Here is a 15324-nt window from a genome sequence, read left to right on the forward strand (position 1 = left end):
GGGCGGTTTTTAGGCAATCAGGATGCAATCAGAGATTGCTATCCAGGAATGCTGCGAGCTGGGATTTGGACAGTGCGCCCACTTTGGTCGCGTCGACGTTGCCGTTTTTGAACAGCATCAAGGTCGGGATACCGCGGATATTGAACTTGGGCGGTGTCTGCTCGTTTTCGTCGATGTTGAGTTTGCAAACTTTCAGTTTGCCATTGTATTCGTCGGCAATTTCTTCGAGTACGGGGGCAATCATTTTGCAGGGGCCACACCACTCTGCCCAGTAATCTACCAGTACGGGCACGTCAGATTGAAGTACGTCCTGCTCGAAGGATGCATCCGTTACATTTACGATATTTCCGCTCATTTCATTTTCCTGATTAGTGCTTTGATTACCACTTTACGCGATTGATCCCGGGTATGTGAAGCAGTAGATCCACCAGCTTGAATCCGGAATCTTCTGACTCCAGTCAATTCGACCGGCTTTGAGCTGTGGCGAAACCCGGGCACTTGCTGACAGATGCTTAGATTTTCGCTTATAGTACGCGCACGTTCATACCATAGGATTCTGACCATTGTGACGGCCACCTCTTCCGCCGAAAATGCTGCCCCTCCACCGGATATGCTGGCAGCTATTGATATGGGCTCAAACAGTTTCCACATGGTTGCGGCGCGGCTCGTGCACGGCGAGATCCGCACCATGGAGAAAATGGGCGAGAAGGTACAACTCGGCGACGGTCTGGATTCGGAGAACTACCTGACCGAGGAAGCCCAAGAGCGCGGCCTGGCCTGCTTGCGCCGGTTTGCCCAGCGTCTCAACGGCACGCCGCCGGAAGGTGTTCAGATAGTGGGCACCAATGCACTTCGAATGGCGCGCAATGCCGGCCAATTCATAGCTCGCGCCGAGGAAGTTCTGGGTTATCCGGTTGAAATCATTGCGGGTATAGAAGAAGCCCGACTGATCTATCTGGGCGTGTCGCACACGCTGTCTGATGATGCTGGGCGGCGCTTGGTGATCGATATAGGCGGCGGCAGCACGGAACTGATTATCGGTGAGCGGTTTGAGCCTCAGGAGTTGGAAAGCTTGCACATGGGGTGCGTGTCTTTCCGGAACCGGTATTTTGCCGATGGCAAGATGACCCGCAAGCAGATGGATAATGCCATTATGCATGCCGAGCAGGAGCTGTTGAGTATTCGCAGACGTTTTCGCTCTGTGGGCTGGCAGAGTGCAGTGGGCGCGTCTGGCTCAATTAAAGCCATCAGCAATGTGCTGGCAACCCTGAAAATTACCGATGGCACCATCACTTGGAGTGCCATGGACGAATTGCGCCGGCGGCTAGTGGATATGGGCAGCGTGGAGAAGCTGGGCGAACTAGGATTGCGCCCAGATCGTCAGAATATTTTTCCGGCGGGTTTCGCTATCCTTATGGGGGCTTTTCAGTCTCTAAACATTCAAGAAATGACCTTTACCGACGGCGCCCTCAGGGAAGGCTTACTGTATGGCATTGCCGGCCGGATTCAGCATGAGGATGTACGTGAGCGCAGTATTTCGGCTCTGCTGGAGAGGTATCACGTAGAGCAGCGCCACGGAGCCGCCGTGGAAGCAACAGCGGTTGCCGCGTGGGAGCAAATTGCCGCCGCCTGGGAGTTGGATACCGTTGCCGATGAAGAAGTGCTGCGCTGGGCCTGCCAACTGCACGAGATTGGCCTTGCCATATCCCACAGTCAGTACCACAAACACGGCGCTTACCTGCTCCGCTATTCCGACATGGCAGGCTTCACACAGCAGGCTCAGCGTGAGCTGGCCATTCTGGTGCGAGGCCATCGTCGGAAATTTTCCACGTCCATTTTTGAGGGAGCCTACCCAAGTGATCTGAGCCGCTTGCGGCATCTTTGTATTCTGGTGCGCCTTGCCGTGCTGATTCAGCATTCTCGTAACTTGGAACCACCACCGGCCTTCACGCTGGAGCCGCGAGACAACGGCCTTTTATTGACCTTTCCGGAAGGTTGGTTCGATGAGCGTCCGCTGACATTTGCAGATCTGAAGAACGAGCAGGAGTACCTAGCAAAGCAGAACTTTGTGCTTGAGCTCGCCGGCGGCTGATGGGCTGGCTAGCCCTCTAGCTCTTCTTCCATCGTCTCTACTGTTTCGCTGACATCAAGCCACTCCGATTCGGTGTTCTCAAGCTGTGCCTTAGCCTCTGCCTGCTTTCCCATCAGCTCTTTCAGCTGGTTTTTTGACGCATCATTATACAAAGCTGGATCGGCAAGCTGCGCTTCAAGATTGCTCAAGACGTTATGCAGGGATTCCATTTTCTTTTCCAATGTCGCCTGCTGCTTTCGGTAAGGGCTCAGTTTTTGCCTGAGTGCTGCCTCCGCCCGCTTGCGTACTTTTCGATCTTCCGCGCTTTCGCCAACTCCGGCCTCTGATTCCGGTTCCCCAGCGCCGCCATCGGCATTCGCAGTGCCAGCCGACTGCCGCTTTGGCGCCTCGGTGTCGTCCTTACGACGATCCGCCAGCCAGCGCTCATAGTCTTCAAGATCTCCATCGTATTCGGCAACACGGCCATCATTAACCAGCCAGAATTCGTCCACAGTGTTGCGCAAAAGATGCCTGTCGTGGGACACCACCACGATGGCGCCTTCAAAGTTCTGCAGCGCCATGGTTAGAGCCTGGCGCATTTCCAGATCAAGGTGGTTAGTAGGCTCATCCAACAGAAGTAAGTTGGGTTTCTGCCAAGCAATCACCGCCAGCGCAACACGGGCTTTTTCACCACCGGAGAAGGTGCGAATGGGGCTTAATGCCTGATCACCATGAAAATCAAAGCCACCCAGAAAATTCCGAACGCGCTGTTCCGAAGCTCTTGGCGATAGCCGTTGCAGGTGCAGAAAAGGGCTTGCATCAAGATCCAGAGATTCCAACTGATGCTGAGCAAAATAGCCGATCGCCAGATTTTCGCCACACGTTCGCTCACCAGAGATCAGTGTGCTTGCGGCACCTTGCTCGCCCTGCCCCAATAGTGCATCCATCAAGGTGGACTTACCCGCACCGTTTGGTCCCAACAGACCAATACGACTGCCGGGCAAAAGGCTGAGGTTAATGCCGTCGAGAATGACGGTTTCGCCGTGTCCTGCTCGGCCGTGGTGAATAGACAGCAGCGGGCTAGACACTTTTTCTGCAACCGGGAATTCGAAACTGAACGGTGAGTCTATGTGGGCGGGCGCGATCTTTTCCATTCGCTCTAGGGATTTCACCCGGCTTTGTGCTTGGCGAGCCTTGGTGGCTTGCGCTTTGAAACGATCAATAAAGCGCTGGATCTCGGCGATTCTCGCCTGTTGACGCTCGAAGCCCGCCTGCTGTTGTGCGAGCCGCTCACTACGCTGATCCTCAAACGCAGAATAGTTGCCTGTGTACAATTCCAGTTTGCGGTGATCGAAATGCACCACGTGGGTGGCCACCCGATCCATAAAATCCCGGTCGTGGGAAATAAACAACAGAGTACCGTCGTAACGGCGCAACCAGTTCTCCAGCCACAGGCAGGCGTCAAGATCCAGGTGGTTGGTTGGTTCGTCTAGCAACAATAGATCGGAAGGCCGCATCAACGCTTGCGCAAGGTTCAACCGGATACGCCAACCGCCTGAAAATGCCGATACAGGCCGGTCAGCATCTCCATTTTGAAACCCCAGCCCACGCAACAGTGACTCAGCGCGCCGGGCAGCAGACCAAGCTTCATGCAGATCCAGCTCGCCGTGGATGTGCGCAGCGGCGTTATCATCACCCCGGGCTTCGGCCTGCTCCAGTTCCCGCTCAAGCCGGCGCAAGTCAAGATCGCCATCGAGAACGAAATCTCTGGCACTGCGGTCCGTCGCCGCAACTTCCTGAGCCATTTGAGCTATGCGGCAGCCGCCGGGAAGCGACACACTACCCTGCTCCGGCGTCAACTGGCCCAACAGCAGCTGAAAGAGGCTGGTTTTACCGGCGCCATTAGCGCCTACTATCGCTACACGCTGCCCTGGTTGAACCGTCAGAGAGACGGAATCTAGCAACCAGACGCCTCCCCGTTGTAAACTGAGATCTGTTATCGTTAACATGTTGTCATATAATCAACGTAAAATTGTCAGGGACGGTTCAGCGCTCATGTCGCTCAACTCGGAAACCAGTCCAGATTTATGGTTAAAATTTATGGAGTTGCCGGAAAATCTGGAACCGGACAATCCGCTTTGGCATTTTGCACTGACATTCTGGCAGCATTTGCCGGCGCAGAAGGCTTGCCTAGCCCTTCAAAATGAAGGCTGGAGCGTAACACGAATTTTATGCGCAGGATGGCTCGCACTGAACGGCAGGACATACACCGGAATCGAAGACGCCACCGTAACAGAGTGGCGAGATCGTGTAACCGGCAGCTTGCGTGCCATTCGCACGTCGGTGCCAAGAGCGCAGGCCTCATATAATGCTCTGCGCACAAACCTAGCCAACCTTGAGCTAGAAGCAGAGCGCATTGAACTGGCTTTGGCCTGGCGCAGTTTAACAGCACCCAACTCGGAGCAGAGCACCATGGATGAACGTGAAAAGCTGATCCGAATCAATCTCACTGCTGCAGCACCGGCATCTGGCACCACCGTGGACACCAGGCAGTTTCTCAGCACACTGGGCGACCTTCTAATCACCCTTCAACAGGGATACACACAGCCATGATGATCAAATGGCTCGTCCGGCTCTCATTTCCAGCCCTCGGCTTTCTGTTACTGCTTATGTTTTTCGGCCTGAACGATCCTGAGCAGGTCTCTGAGCAAGTTGCCGAAGAAGCTCAACCCGAAATACCGGCCTTTGAGGGGCTGGTCCCCTCTCCGATTCCAACGGAAGGCCCAGATATCGTTTTCAAATGGCAGGATACTGATGGCAACTGGCATTACGCCGACCAGCCACCTGATCAGGACCAATGGAACACCCTGGCCATTGAAAGAACGGATAACAGCCAATCGCCCGCTAGAGCGGGCGCCTCTGAACCCGACTGGCAATCACCCTACAGCGCGCCCTTCAACCTTGGGCCAAGCGCCGGAAGTAATGGCAGCTGACGGCAGGTTTAGGACTAAAACGTGAAATTTGTAGCGCCTTAACAGATGTTCAGTGGAATCTGTGCCCCGAACCCGTTACCTTTTCCCCTCTGATAAACACCATTTGTGGGTTATTACCCACTCTTTACTGACCCAAAAGGATGACGTAATGAAAAAAACGCTGCTTGCACTGGCGATGACTAGCATGGTTGCCGGTTGCTCAACCTCATCAGAGACCCCTGCAGATCCGAAACTGGATTCCACCGACCAGAAGGTCAGCTATGGCATGGGCCTGGTACTGGGTGAGCGGATGAATAACGACTTGCCGAACCTGCAGATGGATCAATTTCTTCAAGGTATTCAGCATGGCCACGCAGGCGATGATGAAACCAAGCGTATGAATCGCGAGGAAATCCAGCAGGCTCTTATGGCATACCAGCAGTCGCTGCAGGAAGAGCAAGGCAAAGAGGTAGAAGAACTGGCCCAGAAGAACGTGGAAGCTGGAAAAGCCTTCCTGGCAGAGAACGCAGAACGCGACGGCGTTGAAACCACTGAATCCGGTCTTCAGTACGAAGTATTGGAAGAAGGCGAGGGTGAACAGCCGAGCTCAACCGATACCGTGCAGGTTCACTACACCGGCGAACTGCTTTCCGGTGAGGTTTTTGACAGTTCCCGCGAGCGTGGCGAGCCGGTATCCTTCGGCCTAAACCAAGTTATTCCAGGCTGGACTGAAGGCCTACAGCTGATGAATGAAGGTGCCCGCTACAAGCTATACATTCCGTCAGATCTGGGTTATGGCCCAGGCGGAAACCGCTCCATCGGCCCCAATGAGACGTTGGTTTTTGATGTAGAGCTACTGGCCATCAATCCAGGCGAAAACGAAGAGGACACTGATACCGAGTAATTCCGGCTATGTCAGCCACTTCAGCCTGCCTGAAGTCATAAAAAAGCCTCAGCCAGCGTTACCGCTGCTGAGGCTTTTTTGTACCCGCTGCCCCGACTTTAATGAAGATCAGGCCGGGGCCACCTTATCCCCATGCACGTTGTGGAGATGCTCAATCAGAAAATCCTCCATCTCGAAGCGACTTTCTAGACTTTCCCCGAGATGGGAAAGCTCCTCAAATAGCGCTTTCACATCCGGCTCAGAAAGCGCCCTGTCGTTCAATTGATCGTTGAAGTTGAGAGCCTCTTCTGTGGTTTTCTCAATGCGCGGGTAAACCTTGGCTGCCAATTCCAGCCCGCCGTCGTTGAACTCCCGGGCCTCTCTGACCAATTGCTCATAGATTTCAAAATGCCCGGTAGACACGTAATCCACCAGCACTTCACAAAAGCGTATGAACTTTTGCTTCAGGGCTTCTGTTTGGGAGAAGTCATTTTCTCCGGATAAATCGCAGTAATGAACCAGAAGCTCCTGACGCCCCCTGAGCCAGCGATCAATGAGTTCGCTGACACCACCCCAGCGCTCCCTTGCGTTTCGGCAATTTTCCAACATGACGCCTGTTCTCCGCTTAATAATCCGGCCATTTAGCCGTGATGCTGATACGTGTTAAGTTCGGATCAAGTTACCCCATGCCAGCGGCCAGCCGCAACCGTTTCAGCCAGCGATCGAGCGTTTTGCTTTGCCTCGGTGAAAAAGCATGATGAGGCCCGTAAGCACCAGCAAGGTAAAAACCACAGCGGTCCAGCCTGGAATGCTCAATCCAAGGAAACGCCAGACCACTGCGGCGCAGTCTCCTGTGCCTCTAAGCGCCGTAGTTAGCACCTCAGACAAAGGCAAAACGTCGAGCATATATTCCACCGAAGGGCCGCACGCGGGCACCTGGTCCGCCGGTAAATTCTGCAGCCACAACTGCCGCCCCGCCGTACCCAGCCCGGCACCGGCCGTTGCCACTAGCAGCAATCCGTATATACGTACGCCAAGCTGCTTAGGCCCATGCAAAGCGGCCACAAGGCTTACCAGCCCCACTCCCATAAAGCCGAAGCGCTGAAGCCAGCACAAGGGGCAGGGTTCTAGCCCCATCACGTGTTCCATGTAAAATGCCACACCCAACAACCCGGCGCAGACTACAAAAATACAGGCAAAGATTGCTCGTGCTTTCACAAAGTTTCCTCAGTTTTCCACAAATGCGCTGCCGGGCCTGCTATTCTCGGTTTATCCGGCGGAAACGCTGCTGATTTTGTCACTAAACCCTAAACCATGGCTAACTGCAAGCTTATGACACCTCAGCCAAAATTCTTTTTATTTAGTCTCTTCCTGCTGTTTTCAGTGCTCCCTACGGCTTGGGCAGAAGAATCCGCCAACGCGGCAGAGGAACTCTCGGAGGAGCCTGGAATCACAGATTATATTGCCATGGAACCCTCGTTCGTAACCCACGTTGGTAGCCCCGGCGGTAAGCTGACTTACCTGAAAGCAGCCGTCAGCCTAAGGGCTTCGCAGCAAACCACACGCCCGGCGGTGGAAGCTCACATGCCGAGGTTACGGCACGAACTTGTCATGCTATTTGGCGAGCAAACGGATACCGACAAACTGACCACAATGGACGGTCAGCAGGCACTGCGCGAAGAAGCGAAATTAAGAATAAACGGCGTGCTGGAAGAGCAGCAAACCGGCGAGGCCATTACCAGTGTGCTGTTTACGGAATTCGTCGTACAGAAATAGTAAAAGAATAGTGCAGGAGTAAAGGGCTTCAGGCGATTCGGGAAAACAGATCATTATCCATAGCACCCTTCATGGCACTCTCTTCCCGGATAACCTCACCTGCATCAGCCCAGCCGGCCTCCCAGGCCGCTATAACGACTTCACCACGATAAGGGCAACGGGTTTTATCTATACCCATGGAAGCAGCCATATAACCCTGACGATAGGCCTTGTTCAGTGCCTCAACATCCCAGCCGAGTTTTATATCCCTTGCCATGCCGCTTCTCCCTTTGACTGATGCCTTTGAAGTTAGCATCAGCGTCAGAAAGTGACAAATTTTTGTTCGGCTTCTGTGAAGCAGGCCCGCCAGTGATGCGACCTATCCGTGATAGCGCGAGCCAAAGCCAGTATCTGCACGCCCTCAGGAACGCAGGTACTGCTCAAGAAAATCACTGAACGCCAAGGTATCCGAGGCCTCCATCCGCTTCTGCTCTGCCAGCGAATCCTTGCTCGCAGCCTTGAATGCAGCCTGTACACTAGCCTCCAGGCCTTCCTTGCGGAGTGTATTCTGGTGCTTAGCGGCCATCTCCATACCCCAGTCACGATGCCCTAGTCCGGAAGCGTGCATGGCATCGATAACCCGCGCTGAAGGCACTTGGCTATCGCCAGATAAAACGCCTCGCTGGGCTGACAGCGCCTTGCGATAAACCTCACCACCATTCCAGCCGTCCAGCACGTCTGCCAGCGGCTCAAGGCGATCCAGCAATGCGGTAGCCGCCTCACCTATAGCCGTACGCTCACCGGATCGACACAGGGTGAGTTCGCGATTGCGGCCTTTGGCGACCACGTCCTTAAAATTGTCGTCCAGCATTTTGCATTCGGCATCATCAACCCACGGCGACTCTGACAACAGGCAATCAAGCAGGAATAGGTCAAGGAAGTCGACCTGGGCCTCGTTGACGCCTACCGGCGAGAACGGATCCAGATCTAGGCAGCGCACCTCAATATATTCTACTCCGCGGGACTCAAGTGCCTGAATCGGCTTCTCACCACTTCGAGCCGTACGCTTAGGGCGCACCGCGCTGTAGTACTCGTTCTCAATTTGCAGCACGCTGGTATTGATCTGAATAAACTTGCCATCACGCTGGGTACCCAAAGCTTCATAGGCTGGCCAATTGGTGTGAATGGCTCTATCCAGAGCCTGGGTGTAAGTGCTGAGCTTATTAAAGCAAATGTTCAGGGAAGACTGCGCATTGTTATGATAGCCAAGGTCGCCCATGCGCAACGAGGTGGCGTGCTTGCCAAACCAACTGCGATCATCAAAATGGCCAAGATCGTGACGTACGCCGTCTACAAAACTGGCATCCAGAGCCGGGGAAGCGCCAAACAAAAGCATCAGCAACCAGCTTCTGCGCCGGAAATTTCTGATCAACCAGAAGTACTGATCGGATTTAAAATCCTTCATGCTTTGCTGGTCGCCGAGCACTCGCTGCCATTTTTCCATGAAGCTGTCGGGCAACGAGAGATTATAGTGAGTACCGGCAATGCTTTGCATCATGCGTCCGTACCGCACTGCAAGGCCCTGTCGATACACGTGCTTTAATCGACCGGTATTAGACGAGCCATACTCAGCAATGGGAATGCTGGCGTCGCCATTAAGTTCACAGGGCATACTGGCCGGCCAAAAGACCTCATCACCCAGGTTCTGCTGCACGAAGCGGTGCGTGTTGCGCAAGGACTCCAGCACCTCCGACGTGCTGCTGCACACCGGCGTAATCAACTCCAGCAGGGACTCAGAGTAATCCGTTGTGATCGACGGATGCGTGAGCGCAGCACCCAGCGCCTCAGGGTGTGGCGTCTGTGCAATGAACCCGTTGCGGTCAACGCGCAAACCTTCTTTCTCTACCCCTTTCAGAAATCCGTTCCAGTCGCTAGCAGCGAACTGTCGGAAAATAGAATGGCGGGATTCGGCCATGATTGACTCCTGCTGCAGCCGGCTGTGCCTTGTGGGCGGATGCCGGCTGATGGAAATAGTGTAAATAGTTGAAACCGCTTAACGCTTATCTTTACGGGCTGACGCAAGCGCCTGAGCCAACGCCCCTGGCATCACACCCTGTCCTGAATCTTTGTTCTGACTCCGAGGCGCGGGTTTTCTTGAGGGTTTTGCAGCCGCTTTTTCACCCGGCTGGTCATCCATACGCATAGTCAACGCAATCCGTTTACGAGGGATGTCCACTTCCATCACCTTTACCTTCACGATATCCCCGGCCTTGACCACTTCGCGAGGATCCTTAATGAAGGTATGAGACAGCGCAGAGATATGCACCAGCCCGTCCTGGTGAACGCCGATGTCCACAAACGCACCAAAATTGGTTACGTTGGTAACAGAGCCTTCCAGCACCATGCCGGGTTCGAGATCGCCGAGGGTTTCTACGCCTTCCTCAAAGCTCGCGAAGCGGAACTCCGGGCGCGGATCCCGGCCGGGCTTCTCGAGCTCGGAGAGAATATCTTTGATAGTGGGCACACCGAACTTATCTGTTACGTAATCCTGTGGATTCAGACCACGTAAAAACGCGGCATCGCCGACAATGCCTTCCACTTTGCGGCTGCTCTTTGCAGCGATGGCCTCAACAATACCGTAAGCCTCGGGGTGTACCGATGACCGATCCAGTGGGCTCTCTGCGCTAGCGATGCGCAGGAAGCCGGCCGCCTGTTCAAACGTTCGAGCACCCAGGCGAGCAACTTTTAACAGCTGCTTGCGGCTTTGGAACATGCCGTTCTGGTTGCGGTACTCAATGATGTTTTGGGCGATGGTCTGGTTCAGGCCGGACACCCTTGATAACAGGGGCGCTGAGGCGGTGTTCAGATCTACGCCAACACCGTTAACACAGTCTTCAACAACGGCATCCAGGCTGCGAGAGAGCTGAACCTGGGACACGTCGTGTTGATACTGGCCAACGCCAATGGATTTTGGCTCAAGCTTCACCAGCTCAGCTAGGGGATCCTGCAACCGGCGGGCAATGGATACCGCGCCGCGAATGGTTACATCCAGATCGGGCAACTCTTTGGAGGCAAACTCCGAGGCTGAGTAAATTGAAGCACCAGACTCGCTCACAATAATGCGTGCCAGCTTCAACTCCGGATAACGTTTGCTGAGCTCCCCTACCAGTTTTTCTGTCTCGCGAGAGGCTGTGCCGTTGCCGATCGCAACCAACTCAATATGATATTCCCGGCACCAAACCGCAAGCTGTTCAATCGAACGATCCCATTGTTTCTGAGGTGCATGGGGGAAAATAGTGCCATGTCCAGCAACCTGGCCGGTGTCATCAATAATCGCCACCTTTACACCCGTGCGCAGGCCAGGGTCCAGCCCTAGAGTCGCGCGGGGCCCGGCAGGCGCCAGTAACAACAGGTCTTTCAGATTGGCAGCAAATACGTTGATAGCTTCGGTTTCCGCAGCTTCACGTACCTGAGCCATAAGATCTGTCTCGATCTGCGTAGACAGCTTTACTCGCCAAGTCCAGCGCACCACCTCTGACAACCATTTGTCCGCAGCGCGAGCATTATCGCGAATGCGCCAGCGGGCGGCAATACGCTGCTCGGCAGGATGCGGTTGGCGCTTATCGCCGTCTACATCACCCACCACCAACGTGTAAGAGAGAATGCCTTCATTGCGCCCACGCAGAATGGCCAGAGCGCGATGGGAAGGTACCTTTTTCAGGGGCTCTACATGATCGAAGTAGTCCCGGAACTTGGCGCCTTCGTTTTCCTTACCTTCAATCACTGCGACCTTTAATTGCCCCTGTTGCCAGATGAAATCTCGCAGCTCACCCAGCAGCTCCGCATCTTCAGCAAAGCGCTCCATCAAAATATATCGGGCGCCGTCAAGGGCAGCTTTGGTATCGGCAACACCGGATTCCGCGTTGATATAACCTTCAGCCGTGGTTTCCGGCTCCAAAGCCGGGTCGCCATACAGCGCATCCGCCAGAGGTTCGAGGCCCGCTTCCCGGGCAATCTGGGCCTTAGTGCGACGTTTGGGCTTGTAGGGGAGGTACAGATCTTCTAGACGATTCTTGGTATCCGCATCCTGAATGCTGGCGCGCAATTCGTCGCTCAGTTTGCCCTGCTCCGCGATGCCTTTGAGGATAGTGCCACGACGGTCTTCCAGTTCCCTGAGGTAACGCAGCCGCTCTTCTAGCGCACGCAGCTGTATGTCGTCCAGAGAGCCGGTAACCTCTTTACGGTAGCGGGCAATAAACGGAACGGTGGAACCTTCGTCCAGCAGGGCGACGGTGGCATTAACCTGCTGCTCTCGTACACCAAGTTCGTCGGCGATGCGCCTGGAGATACTGTTCATGCAACCTCTGTCTGATGCGTGTCTGATGCGTGTCTGATGCGTGTCTGATAAAGCAGCAAAGGTACAGCGGCTTACAGTTTCAGGCAAGCGGACTGGCCTCGCTTATTCAAGAACTGCACAAGGTCGACCCAGGGCATGGGGCGGGCGTAATAGTAGCCTTGGATTTCATCACAGTGCTGCTGTCGCAGAAAATCCAGCTGGCTTTCGGTCTCGACACCTTCCGCCACTACACTGATCTAATCGTCAAGCGCAAAGCTAATGCCCAGCTGGCTCAGCTCCCGCAGGCAACGCTTTGCGTATTCGGGATCGTGCATCATGGCGCTTTCGGTAAGCTCTAGTTCCAGCAAACTGGTGTCGACATTGGCGTTGAAGATAATGCGGAATATGGTTTCCGTCATCTTGCGGTCGTGGAACTGTCGAAAAGCGTTGCGGATAAGATCGTCACAATCCACCAGGTCCGGGCACCAAGTTGAATCTGGGCGGGTTTCCGGGTCGTGCGCCAACAGTGCGTTGAGCCAGAGAAAATCAGTGTAATCCGGCGTCAGAACCAGAAGGCGAAGCTGGTCGTGTCCGACAGTTTCCAGTGGCAAGGTCATTGAACAAAATCCATGGGTGCGTGAGCAACAAATCTGTTCTGTTAAAAGGATAGCTGATAGATCGGCAAGGTACACAAAGTCAGGCTGGTGTAGACTGGTGTCTTACCGGAAAACTCCCGCCTCAATCCATTCTGGCAGTGTATTTGTGACCAAACTCAACCCGCGACAAAATGAAGCAGTCCGCTACACCGATGGCCCGCTACTGGTGCTCGCGGGTGCCGGCAGTGGTAAGACCAGCGTAATTACCCGAAAAATAGCCTATCTCATTGAGCAGGTTGGTATTCCGGGACGGCACATTGCGGCCGTTACGTTTACCAACAAGGCTGCTCGCGAGATGAAAGAGCGGGTGAAAAAAATTGTGGATCGCAAGCTGACCCGGGGGCTAATTGTTTCTACCTTCCACAACCTTGGGCTGAACATAATCCGGGAGGAACACACCTACCTAGGTTATCACCCAGGCTTCTCTATTTTTGACGCGGAAGATGCCAAAGCCCTGTTACGGGATCTGATGCTTCGGGAGGCCAGCGCCGACGCCGGCGATGAACTCAACGATGTACAGATGACCGTCTCGTCGTGGAAGAATTCCATGCGCGGGCCCGCCGAAGCATACAGCAAAGCCGCAGATGAACGTGAGCAACGTATTGCCATCATCTACAAGCTTTATAGCGAGTACCTGAAGGCCTACAACGCGGTGGATTTTGACGATCTGATTTTGCTTCCGGTGCAATTGTTCCGCAGCAACCCCGAGGTGCTTACAAAGTGGCGGAAAAAAATCCGCTACATGCTGGTGGATGAGTATCAGGATACCAACCTGTGCCAGTACGAGCTGGTAAGAATGCTGGTCGCCGAGCGCGCTGCCTTCACGGTAGTGGGCGACGACGACCAGTCGATATATGCTTGGCGGGGCGCGCGGCCAGAAAACCTGGTGCAGCTAAAAGAAGACTTTCCGAGCCTTAAAATCGTGAAGCTGGAGCAGAACTACCGCTCCACGTCACGCATTCTGCGCAGCGCCAACACGGTTATTGCAAACAACCCCCACGTGTTCGAAAAAGCCTTGTGGAGTGATCGCACCACGGGCGACGAGATCCGCATTGTCCGCTGCCGCAACGAAGACGCGGAAACCGAGAGGGTGGCCACGGAGATTCTTGATCAGAAGCTGAAGCAGGGGCTGGCGTTCCGAGATCTTGCCGTGCTTTACCGGGGTAACCATCAGGCCCGCCTGCTGGAGATGAAGCTGCAGGCGTACCAGATTCCGTATCACATCTCCGGTGGCAAGTCGTTTTTCTCAAAAAACGAGATCAAGGACGCCATGTCCTATCTGCGCCTGCTGATTAACCCGGATGACAACGCGGCCTTTTTACGGGTGGTGAATGTTCCACGGCGCGAAATCGGCCCGCGCACCCTTGAACAACTCAGCCATTACGCCCGCGCGCGCAACGTCAGCTTGTTTAAATCACTGGGTGATATGGGTGCGGAAACCCACGTTACCGAGAAAGGCCTAGATCGGCTAAGGCGCTTTGCCCATTGGGTAGATGCCACCTGCGAGCGCCTACATGGCGAGGACCCTGTGCCGGTTATTAAACAGCTGTTCACCGACATTGAGTACGAAGAGTGGCTGCACCAGCATTCCGGCACGCCAAAGCAGGCTGAGCGGCGCATGCAAAACATCTGGTTTCTGGTGGATTCGATCCAGCGAATGTTGGAAGACGGTAAAGGCACTGCGGATGAGCTGGGCATCGAAGACGCCATCACCAAGCTGATACTGCGCGACATGATGGAGCAACGGGAAGACGACGACGACAGCGACAAGGTACAGCTGCTAACACTACACGCCTCCAAGGGGTTGGAATTCCCGCATGTGTTCATTCTTGGGCTGGAGGAGGAAATCCTGCCGCACCGTTCCAGTATTGAAGAAGGCAACATTGAGGAAGAACGCCGCCTGATGTATGTGGGAATCACCCGCGCCAAAGAAACCCTAACCCTGACCTACGCCGCCCAGCGCCGGCAGTACGGGGAAAAAATTGAAACTATTCCCAGTCGGTTCTTGGATGAGCTTCCAGAAGACGACATACGTTGGGAGGGCACGGGAAATCTTGACATTGAGGCCAATCAGAAAAAGGGCAAGGCCACACTAAGTGCTCTGCTTGGTGATCTAGGGCTTTAAACGCAAAAACCCCGCGAATGCGGGGTTTTTGTCGGGAAGAGCGGCAGGTTACTTGCTCTCAGCCAAGATATGCTCCACTGCCGCTTCGATCTCTTCATCCGGGCAGCTTGCGCAGCCACCTTTCGCAGGCATAGCGTTGTAGCCATTGATGGCGTGACTGATCAGAGTCTCCATGCCTTGGTCAACGCGAGGTGCCCAGGCAGCAGCATCACCGATTACCGGTGCACCAGCCGCGCCTGTGGTATGGCAAGCCATACACACGGCGTCGTACACATCAGCGCCAGAGCGCGGGCCAGAGCTGGCTGTTTCTGAAACAGCAGCAGCCTCACCACACTCTTCACCCTGCAGGCATACTTCACCCACCGGCTGAATACGCGCACGAATTTCATCATCAACATTTGCCATAACGGCACCGGCAGTAATGCCAAAACCGAGCAACACGACAGCCAGGACTCTCTTCATCTTCACAATGCACCTCGCATTTAAGCGTTATAATCTTTGGTTGCCGCATTATAGCGACTGAACT

The 15324-nt window shown here is 54.5% G+C and carries 14 protein-coding genes and 1 pseudogene; 6 read left to right on the forward strand and 9 right to left on the reverse strand.

Annotation, left to right across the window (positions count from 1 at the left end):
* Positions 1-28 precede the first annotated feature (28 nt).
* On the reverse strand, positions 29-355 hold the full coding sequence (trxA, locus tag CPH80_RS12930; RefSeq protein ID WP_096278379.1) for a thioredoxin TrxA: 327 nt from the start codon (positions 353-355) through the stop codon (positions 29-31).
* Between the two features lie 210 nt (positions 356-565).
* Here trxA and ppx point away from each other — a divergent pair, with 210 nt between their 5' ends.
* A complete protein-coding gene (ppx, locus tag CPH80_RS12935) occupies positions 566-2092 on the forward strand; it encodes an exopolyphosphatase (protein ID WP_096278381.1) in 1527 nt (508 codons plus the stop codon).
* Positions 2093-2100: 8 nt separating this feature from the next.
* Here the strand turns inward: ppx and CPH80_RS12940 are convergent, their stop codons facing one another.
* On the reverse strand, positions 2101-4080 hold the full coding sequence (locus CPH80_RS12940; RefSeq protein WP_172898604.1) for an ATP-binding cassette domain-containing protein: 1980 nt from the start codon (positions 4078-4080) through the stop codon (positions 2101-2103).
* Between the two features lie 91 nt (positions 4081-4171).
* On the opposite strand from CPH80_RS12940, the gene CPH80_RS12945 reads away from it, so the two are divergent.
* From CPH80_RS12945 to CPH80_RS12955, 3 genes are all read left to right on the forward strand, one after another.
* Positions 4172-4684 (forward strand): TIGR02444 family protein, encoded by a 513-nt coding sequence (locus CPH80_RS12945; protein WP_157746895.1) that lies wholly within the window; start codon positions 4172-4174, stop codon positions 4682-4684.
* Entirely contained in the window at positions 4681-5064 is a 384-nt protein-coding gene (locus CPH80_RS12950; RefSeq protein WP_096278387.1) for a DUF4124 domain-containing protein, read from the forward strand. Before CPH80_RS12945 ends, CPH80_RS12950 begins: the two co-directional genes overlap by 4 nt.
* A 148-nt stretch (positions 5065-5212) precedes the next feature.
* Positions 5213-5947 carry an FKBP-type peptidyl-prolyl cis-trans isomerase gene (locus CPH80_RS12955; protein ID WP_096278389.1) on the forward strand — a complete coding sequence of 245 codons (735 nt, stop codon included), beginning with the start codon at positions 5213-5215 and terminating at the stop codon, positions 5945-5947.
* 108 nt (positions 5948-6055) lie between these two features.
* Here CPH80_RS12955 and rsd read toward each other — a convergent pair whose 3' ends face one another.
* Together rsd and CPH80_RS12965 are read right to left on the reverse strand one after the other, a co-directional pair.
* Positions 6056-6535, reverse strand: a complete 480-nt coding sequence (gene rsd / locus CPH80_RS12960; RefSeq protein WP_096278391.1) for a sigma D regulator — start codon at positions 6533-6535, stop codon at positions 6056-6058.
* 102 nt (positions 6536-6637) lie between these two features.
* Positions 6638-7144 carry a disulfide bond formation protein B gene (locus CPH80_RS12965; protein ID WP_096278393.1) on the reverse strand — a complete coding sequence of 169 codons (507 nt, stop codon included), beginning with the start codon at positions 7142-7144 and terminating at the stop codon, positions 6638-6640.
* Between the two features lie 114 nt (positions 7145-7258).
* On the opposite strand from CPH80_RS12965, the gene fliL reads away from it, so the two are divergent.
* Positions 7259-7702 (forward strand): flagellar basal body-associated protein FliL, encoded by a 444-nt coding sequence (gene fliL / locus CPH80_RS12970; RefSeq protein ID WP_096281602.1) that lies wholly within the window; start codon positions 7259-7261, stop codon positions 7700-7702.
* 28 nt (positions 7703-7730) lie between these two features.
* Here fliL and rmf read toward each other — a convergent pair whose 3' ends face one another.
* The 4 genes and pseudogenes from rmf to CPH80_RS23180 all read right to left on the reverse strand — a co-directional run.
* The gene (gene rmf / locus CPH80_RS12975) at positions 7731-7958 is read right to left on the reverse strand and encodes a ribosome modulation factor (protein WP_096278395.1); all 228 of its coding nucleotides are present in this window, start codon (positions 7956-7958) and stop codon (positions 7731-7733) included.
* 144 nt (positions 7959-8102) lie between these two features.
* Positions 8103-9656: a glutamate--cysteine ligase gene (gene gshA, locus CPH80_RS12980; RefSeq protein ID WP_096278397.1), complete on the reverse strand. Its 1554-nt coding sequence runs from the start codon at positions 9654-9656 to the stop codon at positions 8103-8105.
* 78 nt (positions 9657-9734) lie between these two features.
* Entirely contained in the window at positions 9735-12038 is a 2304-nt protein-coding gene (locus tag CPH80_RS12985; RefSeq protein WP_096278399.1) for a Tex family protein, read from the reverse strand.
* 71 nt (positions 12039-12109) lie between these two features.
* Positions 12110-12463 (reverse strand): annotated as a pseudogene (locus tag CPH80_RS23180) (EAL domain-containing protein); the annotation flags it as partial.
* Between the two features lie 316 nt (positions 12464-12779).
* Between CPH80_RS23180 and rep the strand changes: the two are divergent.
* Positions 12780-14798 carry a DNA helicase Rep gene (gene rep / locus CPH80_RS12995; protein ID WP_096278401.1) on the forward strand — a complete coding sequence of 673 codons (2019 nt, stop codon included), beginning with the start codon at positions 12780-12782 and terminating at the stop codon, positions 14796-14798.
* A 48-nt stretch (positions 14799-14846) separates the two neighbouring features.
* Here rep and CPH80_RS13000 read toward each other — a convergent pair whose 3' ends face one another.
* Entirely contained in the window at positions 14847-15260 is a 414-nt protein-coding gene (locus tag CPH80_RS13000) for a c-type cytochrome (protein ID WP_096278403.1), read from the reverse strand.
* Between the last annotated feature and the right edge of the window lie 64 nt (positions 15261-15324).

The organism is Marinobacter sp. LV10R510-11A (genome assembly GCF_900215155.1).
GTDB lineage: Bacteria > Pseudomonadota > Gammaproteobacteria > Pseudomonadales > Oleiphilaceae > Marinobacter.

Bases quoted from the DNA above. Each gene is read 5' to 3' on its own strand.
- trxA (WP_096278379.1), bottom strand. From the start codon at position 355: ATGAGCGGAAATATCGTAAATGTAACGGATGCATCCTTCGAGCAGGAC.
- CPH80_RS12940 (WP_172898604.1), bottom strand. From the start codon at position 4,080: ATGTTAACGATAACAGATCTCAGTTTACAACGGGGAGGCGTCTGGTTG.
- CPH80_RS12945 (WP_157746895.1), top strand. From the start codon at position 4,172: ATGGAGTTGCCGGAAAATCTGGAACCGGACAATCCGCTTTGGCATTTT.
- CPH80_RS12950 (WP_096278387.1), top strand. From the start codon at position 4,681: ATGATGATCAAATGGCTCGTCCGGCTCTCATTTCCAGCCCTCGGCTTT.
- CPH80_RS12955 (WP_096278389.1), top strand. From the start codon at position 5,213: ATGAAAAAAACGCTGCTTGCACTGGCGATGACTAGCATGGTTGCCGGT.
- rsd (WP_096278391.1), bottom strand. From the start codon at position 6,535: ATGTTGGAAAATTGCCGAAACGCAAGGGAGCGCTGGGGTGGTGTCAGC.
- fliL (WP_096281602.1), top strand. From the start codon at position 7,259: ATGACACCTCAGCCAAAATTCTTTTTATTTAGTCTCTTCCTGCTGTTT.
- rmf (WP_096278395.1), bottom strand. From the start codon at position 7,958: ATGGCAAGGGATATAAAACTCGGCTGGGATGTTGAGGCACTGAACAAG.
- gshA (WP_096278397.1), bottom strand. From the start codon at position 9,656: ATGGCCGAATCCCGCCATTCTATTTTCCGACAGTTCGCTGCTAGCGAC.
- CPH80_RS12985 (WP_096278399.1), bottom strand. From the start codon at position 12,038: ATGAACAGTATCTCCAGGCGCATCGCCGACGAACTTGGTGTACGAGAG.
- CPH80_RS13000 (WP_096278403.1), bottom strand. From the start codon at position 15,260: ATGAAGAGAGTCCTGGCTGTCGTGTTGCTCGGTTTTGGCATTACTGCC.